This is a genomic window from Winogradskyella sp. (assembly GCF_045105575.1).
Taxonomy (GTDB): Bacteria; Bacteroidota; Bacteroidia; order Flavobacteriales; family Flavobacteriaceae; genus Winogradskyella.
Genome location: NZ_JBGCDQ010000009.1, coordinates 80,899 through 94,152, shown reverse-complemented (window position 1 = coordinate 94,152; position 13,254 = coordinate 80,899). Strand labels below are relative to the sequence as shown.

At 34.1% G+C, this 13,254-nt stretch carries 12 protein-coding genes; all 12 read left to right on the top strand.

Annotation, left to right across the window (positions count from 1 at the left end):
• Positions 1 to 59 precede the first annotated feature (59 nt).
• The 12 genes from argC to hisH all read left to right on the top strand — a co-directional run bounded on the left by argC (position 60) and on the right by hisH (position 13,248).
• Positions 60 to 1,043 (top strand): N-acetyl-gamma-glutamyl-phosphate reductase, encoded by a 984-nt coding sequence (gene argC / locus AB8B52_RS02280; protein WP_406024824.1) that lies wholly within the window; start codon positions 60 to 62, stop codon positions 1,041 to 1,043.
• Positions 1,044 to 1,229: 186 nt separating this feature from the next.
• Positions 1,230 to 2,030 (top strand): pyrroline-5-carboxylate reductase, encoded by an 801-nt coding sequence (gene proC, locus AB8B52_RS02275; protein ID WP_406024822.1) that lies wholly within the window; start codon positions 1,230 to 1,232, stop codon positions 2,028 to 2,030.
• 123 nt (positions 2,031 to 2,153) lie between these two features.
• A complete protein-coding gene (locus AB8B52_RS02270; RefSeq protein WP_406024820.1) occupies positions 2,154 to 3,293 on the top strand; it encodes an aspartate aminotransferase family protein in 1,140 nt (379 codons plus the stop codon).
• 65 nt (positions 3,294 to 3,358) lie between these two features.
• On the top strand, positions 3,359 to 4,294 hold the full coding sequence (locus AB8B52_RS02265; protein ID WP_406024818.1) for an acetylornithine carbamoyltransferase: 936 nt from the start codon (positions 3,359 to 3,361) through the stop codon (positions 4,292 to 4,294).
• Positions 4,295 to 4,445: 151 nt separating this feature from the next.
• Positions 4,446 to 5,222 carry an acetylglutamate kinase gene (gene argB / locus AB8B52_RS02260; protein WP_406024817.1) on the top strand — a complete coding sequence of 259 codons (777 nt, stop codon included), beginning with the start codon at positions 4,446 to 4,448 and terminating at the stop codon, positions 5,220 to 5,222.
• Positions 5,219 to 6,280 carry a M20 family metallo-hydrolase gene (locus tag AB8B52_RS02255; protein WP_406024815.1) on the top strand — a complete coding sequence of 354 codons (1,062 nt, stop codon included), beginning with the start codon at positions 5,219 to 5,221 and terminating at the stop codon, positions 6,278 to 6,280. The genes argB and AB8B52_RS02255 overlap by 4 nt, the downstream gene beginning before the upstream one ends.
• 131 nt (positions 6,281 to 6,411) lie before the next feature.
• Positions 6,412 to 7,686: an argininosuccinate lyase gene (gene argH / locus AB8B52_RS02250; RefSeq protein WP_406024813.1), complete on the top strand. Its 1,275-nt coding sequence runs from the start codon at positions 6,412 to 6,414 to the stop codon at positions 7,684 to 7,686.
• Positions 7,687 to 8,032: 346 nt separating this feature from the next.
• Positions 8,033 to 8,890 (top strand): ATP phosphoribosyltransferase, encoded by an 858-nt coding sequence (gene hisG, locus AB8B52_RS02245; protein WP_406024811.1) that lies wholly within the window; start codon positions 8,033 to 8,035, stop codon positions 8,888 to 8,890.
• A 104-nt stretch (positions 8,891 to 8,994) separates the two neighbouring features.
• On the top strand, positions 8,995 to 10,278 hold the full coding sequence (hisD, locus tag AB8B52_RS02240; protein ID WP_406024809.1) for a histidinol dehydrogenase: 1,284 nt from the start codon (positions 8,995 to 8,997) through the stop codon (positions 10,276 to 10,278).
• A gap of 139 nt (positions 10,279 to 10,417) precedes the next feature.
• Complete coding sequence (gene hisC / locus AB8B52_RS02235) at positions 10,418 to 11,461, top strand: histidinol-phosphate transaminase (protein WP_406024807.1); 1,044 nt, start codon at positions 10,418 to 10,420, stop codon at positions 11,459 to 11,461.
• Between the two features lie 19 nt (positions 11,462 to 11,480).
• Complete coding sequence (gene hisB / locus AB8B52_RS02230) at positions 11,481 to 12,572, top strand: bifunctional histidinol-phosphatase/imidazoleglycerol-phosphate dehydratase HisB (protein WP_406024805.1); 1,092 nt, start codon at positions 11,481 to 11,483, stop codon at positions 12,570 to 12,572.
• 97 nt (positions 12,573 to 12,669) lie between these two features.
• Positions 12,670 to 13,248: an imidazole glycerol phosphate synthase subunit HisH gene (gene hisH / locus AB8B52_RS02225; protein ID WP_406024803.1), complete on the top strand. Its 579-nt coding sequence runs from the start codon at positions 12,670 to 12,672 to the stop codon at positions 13,246 to 13,248.
• Positions 13,249 to 13,254: the final 6 nt, after the last annotated feature.

Sequence of the window (13,254 nt, the reverse complement as noted above, 5' to 3'; positions counted from 1 at the left end):
TCACCTTAATCGAGACCTTTCAGAATTTTAAAACCTGAAAGGTCTGAATATAGAAAACAATGAAAAATATAAAAGCAGGAATTATTGGAGGTGCTGGTTATACAGCAGGCGAATTAATTAGATTACTTCTTAATCATGAACAAACGACCATTGATTTCGTTTACAGCACATCAAACGCAGGGAATAAAGTTTATAAAATACATCAAGATTTAATTGGTTCAACTGAACTAGAATTTTCAAGTAAAACCAACTCAAAAGTTGATGTGTTATTTTTATGTTTAGGTCACGGAAATTCGAAAGCCTTTTTAGAACAAAATACATTTTCAGAAAACACAAAAATCATTGATTTAAGTAACGATTTTAGACTAGAAGCTGATAAAATTATAGACGACAAAACTTTTGTATATGGCTTACCAGAATTACAAAAAGAAGCTATAAAAAGTGCAAATTATATTGCCAATCCAGGTTGTTTTGCTACTGCTATTCAATTAGCAATTCTGCCTTTAGCAAATGCTAATTTAATAAAAGATAACATTCATATTAATGCAGTAACAGGTGCGACAGGAGCAGGTACATCATTATCTAAGACCACACATTTCACCTATCGCGATAATAACTTTTCACATTACAAGGCATTTACACATCAACACTTAGGAGAGATCAATCAAACCGTAAAGCAATTGCAACGTAATTTTAAATCAGAAATTAATTTTATGCCAAATCGTGGTAATTTCTCTAGAGGAATTTTCGCAACAGCTTACACAACTTTTGAAGGTTCAATCAAAGAGGCTAAATCACTCTATAAAACCTATTATAAAGATGCTGCTTTTACATTTGTCTCAGATGAAGAGATTCATTTAAAGCAAGTCGTAAACACCAATAAATGTATCCTTCATTTGCATAAACACAACAATAAATTATTAGTCACAAGTATCATTGATAACCTATTAAAAGGTGCTTCAGGACAAGCGATTCAGAATATGAATTTAATGTTTGGATTTGAGGAAACTGAAGGCTTAAACTTGAAGGCAAATTATTTTTAAAACAGACTCAAACCATTCAGGTTTTGAAAACCTGAAAGATCTATCTAACCACTATACTGAAGAGTCTTAGAGATCTTTTATGTATAGAAACGACGAATAATACCTACAAGGTTTTTTGAAACCTTGCAGGATAAAACAAATAGAATACGTTTAATTAAAAGATAACCGCTTTTGCGGTCAATAAACATGAAAATAGCAATCATAGGAACAGGAAACTTAGGGAAGTCCATCGCAAAAGGGTTAATTACCAACAACGCCATAACATCCTTGTATCTCACTAAAAGAAACTTAGATGACATTCAAGAATTCGACGGTTACAAAAACGTCATTTTAACCACTGATAATACTGAAGCTGTAAAACAATCTGACATCTTAATTTTTGCAGTTCAACCAGCACATTTTGAGCAAATTTTAAATGATGTGAAGCCTCATTTAACAGAAAACCATGTTTTGATTTCAACAATTACTGGATTCCTAATTCCAAAGATTGAAGCTCAAATAGGTAGTGATCAATTTATCATTAGAGCGATGCCAAATACAGCCATTGCAGTTGGTAAATCAATGACCTGTTTATGCAGCAACGAAAAAGGCAAAAAACGGATTCAAATTGCCGAAGCCATATTTAATAGATTAGGACATACATTGGCTATTCCGGAATCTCAAATGCAAGCTGCTACAGTAGTTTGTGCTAGTGGAATTGCTTTTTGGATGCGACTCATCAGAGCAACAACCCAAGCTGCAATACAACTCGGTTTTGATGCCAAAGAAGCACAAGAGTTAGCCATGTACACATCGGAAGGAGCTGCAAATTTGTTAATTACAAATGGAAATCATCCAGAAGAGGAAATAGACCGAGTCACGACACCACAAGGTTGTACGATTACAGGCTTGAATGAAATGGAGCACAAGGGTTTAAGTTCGTCTTTAATTCAAGGTATGGTAGCTTCATTTAATAAAATTAATAAGATTAAAAAAGAGCAGATTTAATCGTTTTGCTAAAGTTTTGATATGCTGCAAGGTCTTGGAGACCTCGCAGGTATGATAAGAAAATCAACTAAAACACCTAAAAGGTTTTTGAAACCTTGTAGGAAAGACTATAAACACATAAACATGAGCCTATTCAACGTTTACCCACTATACAATGTCACACCAGTCAGCGCAAAAGACGTTTACGTTTATGATGAAAAAGGCGTCGAGTATTTAGATCTTTACGGTGGGCACGCTGTGATTTCCATAGGACATTCGCATCCAAAATATGTATCTGCGATTTCAAATCAAGTTGAAAAATTAGGATTTTATAGTAATGCGATTCAGAATCCAATGCAAGTTGAATTAGCTAATAAATTAGCTGTACAGTCAAAATGCAAAGACTACCAATTATTCATGTGCAGCTCTGGTGCAGAAGCCAATGAAAATGCCTTAAAACTAGCCTCATTTCATAATGGAAAACATAAAATATTAGCCTTTAAAAATTCGTTTCACGGACGAACTTCGGCTGCTGTTGCTGCAACTGATAATCCAAAAGTCGTAGCACCTTTAAATGCACAACAAAAAGTCGATTTTGTAGCATTAGACGATTTAGAAGCTGTTGAAAAAATTCTGAAAGGAAATCAAACTTGCGCAGTCATCATAGAATGCATTCAAGGAGTTGGTGGATTAGATCAAAGTACAACTGAATTTTATCAAGGTCTCGAAAAACTTTGTAAACAATATAACACAGCTTTAATCGCTGACGAAGTACAATCTGGTTTCGGAAGAACAGGTGATTTTTTCGCTTTTCAAAAGCATCAAATTACTCCGAATATTATTTCAATTGCCAAAGGCATGGGAAATGGATTTCCTGTTGGTGGCATTTTAATTCATCCTTCTATTAAAGCTTCTTTTGGTTTATTAGGAACTACGTTTGGTGGAAATCATTTAGCATGTGCTGCAACACTATCTGTCTTAGAAGTTATTGAAGACCAGAATCTAATGCAAAATGCTTCAGCTATCTCTGATTATTTTAAAGAAAAAGCCAAAGCGCTACCAAAGTTAAAATCGATTAAAGGTCGTGGATTAATGTTAGGATTGGAATTTGATTTCCCGATTTCCGAATTGAGAAAAAAACTAATTTACGATCATCATATTTTTACAGGAGGTGCTAAAAATCTTAACGTATTGCGGATTTTGCCACCTTTAACCATTCACAAAAAACATATGGATCGTTTTTTTGAAGCGCTAAAAAAAGAATTAAACGAAATAGAACCATAAAACCTCGCGACTGCGCTCGAAGAGACGGAAGATTGTCTTATCGAGCGCAGTCGAGACCTATTTATATGAAAAATTACACAAGCATAAAAGACATTTCAAACCTTTCAGAAACTATAAAGGAAGCCATTTTATTAAAAATGAATCCCTTTGAATTTTCAGAGTTAGGAAAACACAAAACCTTAGTCATGCTGTTTTTTAATTCGAGTTTACGAACACGATTAAGCACAGAAAAAGCAGCGAAAAATTTAGGAATGGACGTCATGATTATGAACGTAAATGACGCCTGGGATTTAGAATTTGAGGATGGCACCATAATGAATATGAACAAATCCGAGCATATAAAAGAAGCAGCACAAGTGATTTCTCAATATGCAGATGTAATTGCAGTTAGAGCATTTCCAACATTAAAAGATAAAGCAAAAGACGAATCGGAACAGATTTTAAATAGTTTCAAAAAATACGCAACAGTTCCGATTGTAAATATGGAATCTGCCACTGCGCATCCTTTACAAGCTTTAACTGATGCGATTACGATTTCAGAATTAACAGAAAAGAAAAGACCAAAAGTTGTTCTGTCTTGGGCACCTCACCCAAAAGCTTTACCACAAGCCGTTGCCAATTCGTTTGTAGAAATGATGCAAAATTTAGAAGTCGATTTTACAATTACACATCCTGAAGGTTATGACTTAAATCCTGAGATCACTAAGAACACAACTATCAATTACAATCAAGAAGCCACTTTGCAAAATGCTGATTTTGTATATGTAAAAAATTGGAGTAGTTATAATGACTATGGTGAAATTTTAAGCGAAGATGAAAATTGGATGATGACCAAAGCAAAATTAGATAAAGCAAAATTCATGCATTGTTTACCTGTAAGACGAAATGTAGTGGTTGAAGATGCTGTTTTAGATAGCAATCAATCTGTTGTAATTCAACAAGCTAATAATAGAACTTTTGCTGCTCAGGTGATATTGAAGCAACTTTTGGAAAATCTATAGGACCTAGCAGGTTTTTAAAACCTTGCAGGTCTGAACAAAAAATACACTCGCTTTAGCGAAGACTAAATATAAATAAGACCTCAAAGGTTCTAAAAACCTTTGAGGTCTATTAACCGAAAAACCCCTTCCCTTTGGGAAGGTTCAGATGGGAATGAAAACAATTAAAGTCATAAAAATAGGAGGCAACATCATTGATGATGATAAATCACTAGAATCATTTTTAAGTGCGTTTGCGAAACTTAAAGGTCCAAAACTATTAGTTCATGGTGGTGGAAAACTTGCCTCGAAAATGGCTAAACAAATGAATATTACTGTGAAAATGAATGAAGGCAGACGTATTACAGATACTAACACTTTAGATATCATCACAATGGTTTATGCAGGGAAAATTAATAAAAATATTATCGCTCAATTACAAGCGAACAAATGCAACGCTATTGGCTTTTCTGGTGCTGACGGAAATTCAATTGTTTCAGAAAAAAGACCAACTCAACCTATAGATTATGGCTTTGTAGGCGATGTAAAAAAAGTCAATACAAAAACTCTAGAAGTACTAATTGAAAATAACATCACACCTGTTTTCTGCGCAATCACGCACGATGAAAATGGCCAATTATTAAATACTAATGCAGACACAATCGCTTCAGAATTAGCGATTGGTTTTGCTTCAATATTTAATACTGAATTATATTACTGTTTTGAAAAAAACGGTGTTCTAAAAGATATAAATGATGACAATTCAGTTGTTGAAAACATAACTACCGAAACCTATAAAACATTTATAGCAGATGGAACAATTTCAGATGGCATGTTACCAAAACTGAACAATTGCTTTCACGCGATAAACAACAATGTAAACAAAATTTGCATCGGAAAACCAAGTATGCTTTTTGAAATCAACTCACTTTATACAACCATTCAAAAATGATAGAAAGACTTACAGCAGAAGCTATTGCTTTATTGAAACAGCTTATAGAAACACAGTCATTTTCTTCGGAAGAAGATAACACAGCTCTGCTCATTGAGAATTGGTTTACGACACATCAAATTCTCTTTAAGCGAAATAAGAATAACGTTTGGGCTACCAATAAACACTTTGATGAAAAGAAACCTACACTGTTATTAAACTCACATCACGATACCGTAAAACCCAATAACGGTTACACAAAAAACCCCTTAAAAGCGATTGTGGAAGATGGCAAATTATTCGGTTTAGGAAGTAATGATGCTGGTGGTTGTTTGGTCTCGTTGATTGCCACATTCACGCATTTTTATGATAGAAAAAATCTAAATTATAATTTAATAATTGTCGCTTCTGCAGAAGAAGAAAGCAGTGGCAAAGATGGTTTAAACAGTATGTTGTCTATTATTCCAAAAATTGATGTCGCTATTGTCGGCGAACCTACACTTATGAATTTAGCAGTAGCAGAAAAAGGCTTAGTCGTTTTTGATGCCAAAGTAAAAGGTACAGCAAGCCATGCTGCGCATCCAAATACTGATAATGCTATTTACAATACTATTGACGTTTTAAAATGGTTTAAAGATTATAAATTTGAAAAGAAATCACCTGTGCTTGGCGACGTTAAAATGACGGTCACGCAAATCAATGCTGGAAAACAGCATAATGCAGTTCCGTCCGAAGTAGAATTGGTTATTGATGTTCGGGTAAATGATAAATATAGTAATCAGGAAATTGCTGATATTTTAACTCAAAAATCACCCTGTACGAGTATCATACCACGAAGCTTACGTTTAAATTCGTCTTCAATTCCAATACATCACGATTTAGTAAAGGCTGGAATCGCATTGGGAAGAGAAACGTATGGCTCGCCTACGCTATCAGACCAAGCTGTTCTCACTTGTCCTTCATTAAAACTAGGACCTGGAGACAGTACACGATCACATACAGCAGATGAATTTATTTATTTGGCTGAAATTGAAGAAGGCGTTAAGATTTATATTGAATTATTAAATAAAGTACTATAAGATTGTCTGGTCGAGCGCAGTCGAGACCTATTAATATTAAAGACCTCTCGTTGAGCTACGCTCGCTACTTTCAACAAAATATATTTTGTTTCAAGTAATGCTCGAGGAGACAGCAACAAAAATCAGGAAACATGAAACTTTGGGACAAAGGATTTTCAATCGATAAAAAAATAGAATTATTTACTGTTGGAAACGATAGAAAAATTGATATGCATATTGCGAAATATGATGTTGAAGCATCAAGAGCACATGCTATAATGTTAGAATCTATAGGCATAATAACTTCAAATGAATTACAACAATTGAAATCTGGGTTAAAGATTTTAGCTGATTCTATTGAGGCAGGCACATTTATAATTGAAGACACCTTCGAAGATGTCCATTCTAAAATAGAACACGAACTTACCAAAACTTTAGGAGACGTCGGAAAAAAAATCCACACAGCACGTTCTAGAAACGACCAAGTTTTAGTAGCGCTTCAACTCTATTACAAAGAGAATCTTGAAATCATCAATGCTAAAACCAAAACGTTTTTTAATACACTTTTAGGATTAGCTGAAACTCACAAAACTCAATTATTACCTGGTTACACCCATTTGCAAGTTGCCATGCCATCTTCTTTTGGTTTGTGGTTTTCTGCTTATGCCGAATTATTAATCGACGATGTTTATGTTTTAAATGCGGTTTCAAAAATAGCAGACCAAAATCCGTTAGGTTCTGCCGCTGGTTATGGAAGTTCATTTCCTATTGATAGAGATATAACCACTAAAGAATTAGGTTTTGCTACTCTAAAATATAATGTAGTTGCTGCGCAATTAAGTCGCGGAAAAAGTGAACGCGCTATCGCTAGTGCTTTAGGCGGATTATGTAATACCATGTCGAGATTTGCAATGGATATTTGCTTGTATATGAGTCAGAACTTCGGCTTTATCACGTTTCCAGATGAGTTAACAACAGGAAGCAGTATCATGCCGCACAAAAAGAATCCTGATGTGTTTGAATTAATTCGAGGGAAGTGTAATAAAATTCAAGCTTTGCATACTGAAATGCTTTTAATCACAAACAATTTACCAAGTGGTTATCACAGAGATTTTCAATTGTTGAAAGAAAATATCATCAACGCGTTTGAAGATGTAAAGGACATATTAGACATCTTTAATTATGCCATTCAACAAATTATCGTGAAAGATGTTGACCTCAGCGATGACAAATACAAATACTTATTTACGGTAGATAGTATTAATAATTTAGTTATTGAAGGCATGTCTTTTAGAGAAGCTTATCAAAAAATTGGAAGTCAAGTACAAAATGATACGTATCAACCAGATTTAGGCAAAGAACACTCTCATATTGGAAGTATTCATAATTTGTGTTTGGATGCTATTCGAGATAAATATCCGAAGTAACTTTCATGATAAATATTATAAATCCTGCTAGGTTTCCAAAACCTTGTAGGTATAAAAACAATATAAGAATACCTACAAGGTCAAAACAAGACCTTGTAGGATTATGTTAAAATAATCGAAAATGATTTTGAATAGTTTTTTCAAAAAGAAATTAGTGTTACCTTTGAATCTCAAAGAAGAATCAAATGACATTAAGTCAAACACATCATCATCATTTTCATACTTGCATTCAGGCGAGCAGGAATTGATATATGTATTTTAAAATATTTCAAAACCCGTCTGAATACATCAGGCGGGTTTTTTATTTCTTCGCGTTTGGTCTATTCAGATACTATTAAAAACTAAAATGAACAAACTAAAAATTGCCATTCAAAAAAGTGGAAGATTAAACCAAGATTCTTTAAAACTACTAAAGGATTGTGGTATTAAAATAGATAATGGCAAAGACCAACTTAAAGTTGCTGCGAGAAATTTTCCTTTAGAAGTGTTATATCTACGTAATTCTGATATTCCACAATATATCGAAGATGGAGTCGTCGATATCGCTATTATTGGAGAAAACATTCTCATCGAAAAACAAAAACAATCGGAAATTGTTGAAAAATTAGGCTTTGCAAAATGTAGAGTTTCATTAGCCGTTCCGAAAGAAATTGACACTGATGACATCGCCTATTTCAATGGCAAAAAAATAGCAACATCGTATCCAAATACACTTAACACCTATTTAAAAAATAATGGTATAGAAGCAGATATTCATGTCATTTCTGGTTCTGTGGAAATTGCGCCAAATATCGGTTTAGCCGATGGTGTTTGCGATATCGTAAGTTCAGGAAGTACACTTTTTAAAAATGGATTACGAGAGACTCAGGTTATTCTAAAATCGGAAGCAGTGTTGGCAAAAAATTTAAATCTTAATACTGAAAAAGAAGCCATTTTAAGTAAGCTATTATTTAGAATTCAAGCCGTATTGAGAGCTAAAAATTCGCGTTATGTATTAATGAATGTTCCCACATCTAAGATTGATGAAATTACGGCTATACTACCCGTTTTAAAAAGTCCAACCATATTACCATTAGCGCAAGAAGGCTGGAGTTCGTTGCACTCTGTAATTGAGGAAGATAAATTCTGGAGTAATATTGATGCGCTCAAAAATGCAGGAGCTGAAGGTATTTTAGTAATTCCTATTGATAAAATGGTGATGTAACATTTGAAGATGAACTAGAAGATGAACTTGAAGTTGAATGACCTTTAGAGCCAAGTCACTGAGCGAAGTCGAAATGCAGTCGAGAACTAATTAAAAAAAAAAAAATGAAAACCTATAAATATCCTAATAAAGACACTTGGCAAAACCTTTTGCAGCGTCCAGTTTTAGAAAAGGAATCACTAGATACTATTGTCGTTGAAATTCTCAATGAGGTTCAATCAAAAGGTGATAAAGCGCTATTGGAGTATGCAGAAAAATTTGACCAAGTAAAATTAGAAAGCATTATAGTTGAAGCGTCAGAAATTGAAACTGCTAAAAAATTAGTACCTCAAAATTTAAAAGAGGCTATCCATATAGCAAAACAAAATATCGAAACGTTTCATAAAAGTCAGAAGGGAGAAGAACAAATTATTGAAACTACAAAAGGCGTCAAATGCTGGAGACGTTCTGTAGGAATAGAAAAAGTAGGCTTATATATTCCTGGTGGTTCTGCACCCTTATTTTCAACCATTTTAATGTTAGGTATTCCTGCAAAATTAGCAGGTTGTAAAGAGGTTGTTTTATGCTCACCACCAAATAAAGAAGGAAAAATTCATCCAGCTATTTTATACACAGCCAATTTGGTTGGCATCACAAAAATTTATAAAGTTGGTGGCGCACAAGCCGTTACTGCTATGGCGTTTGGTACAGAATCGATTCCACAAGTCTATAAAATATTTGGTCCAGGAAATCAGTTTGTAACCAAAGCAAAAGAATTGATTCAACAAGAAGGTGTTGCGATTGATATGCCAGCAGGCCCAAGTGAGGTTTTAGTGATTGCAGATAAAACGAGTAACCCAGCATTTGTTGCCGCAGATTTATTATCGCAAGCCGAACATGGTGCAGATAGTCAAGTGATTTTATTATCGGATGATGAACATACCATTACGCAGACTATAGAAGAAATAGATACACAACTCAACCTTTTATCGCGTAAAAAAACGGCATCAGAAGCACTGAACGTAAGTCGTGCCATTCTTTTAGATGCAATGGACGCATGTATCGAATTTAGCAATTTATATGCACCAGAACACTTAATAATAGCAACAGATAATGCTTCAAATTATATAGACCAAATCACAAATGCTGGCTCTGTTTTCTTAGGTAAATACAGTTGTGAAAGCGCAGGCGATTATGCTAGCGGAACCAACCATACGCTACCTACAAATGGCTATGCTCGTAATTATAGTGGAGTGTCATTAGATAGTTTTGTAAAGAAAATTACGTTTCAAAATCTAAGTAAAGAAGGCATTCAAAATATTGGTTCTGCTGTAGAATTAATGGCTGAAGCCGAAGGTTTAGATGCGCATAAAAATGCCGTTACTTTAAGACTTAAGTCCTTAAAGTAACGCGTACTGAACTCGTTTCAGTACCTCATTAAACCTGTAAAATAGGAATGCAACGTTATTTAGTACCTAAACCTAAAAGGTAAAAAACACAGATTAATACCTACAAGGTTTTAAAACCTCGCAGGAAAACAAAAAAACAATGTTTGATTTAAAGAAATTAGTCCGACCAAACATACTAAAACTTCAACCCTATTCAAGCGCACGCGATGAATTTAAAGGTAATGAAGGTGTGTTTTTAGATGCCAACGAAAATCCGTTCGGCACCTTAAATCGCTATCCAGATTCGTATCAAAAAAAGTTAAAAGAAAAGCTTTCAGAGTACAATGGCATTAATGCAGAACATCTATTTATAGGTAATGGTAGTGATGAAATTATAGACTTAATTTATCGGGTTTTTTGCAATCCAGAAAAAGACAAAGCGCTAACCTTTACACCTACATTTGGGATGTATCAGGTTGCTGCAGATATTAATGATGTTGAGTTATTAAAATTGCCGCTGAATGACGACTTTCAAATTAATCAAAATGATTTAAAGCCTTATTTAAAAGATGAAAAATTAAAGTTGATTTTCATTTGCTCACCAAACAATCCGACAGGTAATTGTTTCAACAAAAAAGATATTGAATTCATCTTGGAACATTTCGAAGGGATTGTCATTATTGATGAAGCTTATGCCGATTTTAGTGGGAAAGCATCTTGGAATACATTACTTTCAAAATATCCAAATCTTATCGTAACACAAACTTTCAGTAAAGCGCTAGGTTTAGCCGCAGCACGCATTGGAATTGGATTTGCAAGTACTGAAATCATTCAATTGTTGAATAATGTGAAATTACCTTATAACATTAGTGTATTAAATGAAAACGCAGCTATTGAGGCTCTAGAAAACAACCTCACTTTAAAGGCCAACATAAAAACGATTCTTGAAGAAAAAGAACAACTGATTCAAGAATTAAAAAAATTAAAAATCATAAAGAAAATCTATCCCTCTGATGCTAATTTTTTATTAGTTGAAGTTGCTGATGCCAATGAACTTTACACCAAATTAGTTGATCAAAAAGTGATTACTCGGAATCGGAATAGCTTGGTAAAAAATAGCATTCGGATTACGGTTGGAAAGCCTGATGAGAATGAGAAATTGATAAAAGCACTAACAGACCTAACAGGTTTTGAAAACCTGTGAGGTTTCAACCAAAACAAAAATGAAAAAAATACTATTCATAGACAGAGACGGCACATTAGCCATAGAGCCACCCATCGACTACCAACTCGATAGTTTAGAAAAACTAGAATATTATCCTGGTGTTTTTCAATGGTTATCTAGAATTGCTCGCGAAATGGATTATGAGCTCGTAATTGTTACTAACCAAGATGGTTTAGGAACAGATTCGTTTCCTGAAGACACCTTTTGGCCAGCACAAAACAAGCTTATTCAAGCCTTTAAAAATGAAGGGGTTGAATTCTCAGAAATTCTTATAGACAAAAGTTTCCCTGAGGATAATGCACCAACGCGAAAACCAAGAACAGGATTGCTCAACAAATATATTCACGGGAATTACGATTTAGAAAATTCATATGTCATTGGAGACCGCGCCACAGATATAGAACTTGCCAAGAACTTAGGTAGTAAAGGTATTTTTATTAGTAATGACACAAATGCATATGCAACACTTACAACGACATCTTGGGAAGTCATTTACGATTATTTGAAAGCACTGCCAAGACTAGCAACCGTAACAAGAAAAACTAAAGAAACAGATATCGAGGTTACAGTGAATTTAGATGGCTCTGGTCAAAGTAATATTTCAACAGGATTAGGATTTTTTGACCACATGTTAGAACAAATTTCCAAACATGGCAACGTAGATTTAAATGTCAAAGTAGATGGTGATTTAGAAATAGACGAACACCACACTATTGAAGATGTCGCCATAACATTTGGCGAAGCGTTTATTAAAGCCTTAGGAAGTAAACGAGGTATTGAACGCTATGGTTTTTTATTACCTATGGACGATTGCCTAGCGCAAGTCGCTATTGATTTTGGCGGACGACCATGGTTAGTTTGGGAACCAGAATTTAAGCGTGAAATGATTGGAGACATGCCAACAGAAATGTTTATGCACTTCTTTAAATCCTTTAGTGATGCCTCAAAATGTAATCTAAATATTAAAGCCGAAGGAGATAATGAGCATCATAAAATTGAATCCATTTTTAAGGCTTTTGCTAAGGCTATAAAAATGGCTGTATCGAAAACCGATAATTTTTCAATTCCAAGTACAAAAGGAAGTCTTTAGAAGAAGATGAAGATGAAAATGAAAATGAAAATGAAATTAAAGTTTAATCTGTCCATTGTCCTCTTAAGTGGACTTTAGGGGTGTTTCAAAAATAACAATGATAGCGATTATAAAATACAACGCAGGTAACATTCGTTCCGTGCAAAATGCTCTAAACCGTTTAGGCTACGAAAGCATTATCACAGACGATAAAACCGAAATATTAAATGCTGACAAAGTGATTTTTCCAGGTGTTGGCGAAGCGAGTTCTGCCATGACATATTTAAAAGAAAAAGGTTTAGATAAGGTTATTTTATCTATCGAAAAACCGATTCTTGGCATTTGTTTAGGCTTGCAATTGATGTGCGATTATTCAGAAGAAGGAGATACCAAATGTCTAGGAATTTTTAATACCCAAGTGAAAAAATTTCCACCAATAGAAAAAGTTCCTCATATCGGTTGGAATAGCTTCTCGGAAATTAAAGGCGAATTGTTTAAAAACATAAAAATAGATAACGATATGTATTATGTGCATAGCTATTACGCTGAGAGAAATGAACAAACCATTGCGACTTGCAATTACATACATCCATTTGCCTCAGCAATGCACAATGATAATTTTTATGCCACCCAATTTCATCCTGAAAAATCTGCTGATGTTGGCACGCAATTATTGAAGAATTTTTTGGAATTATGATAAAAG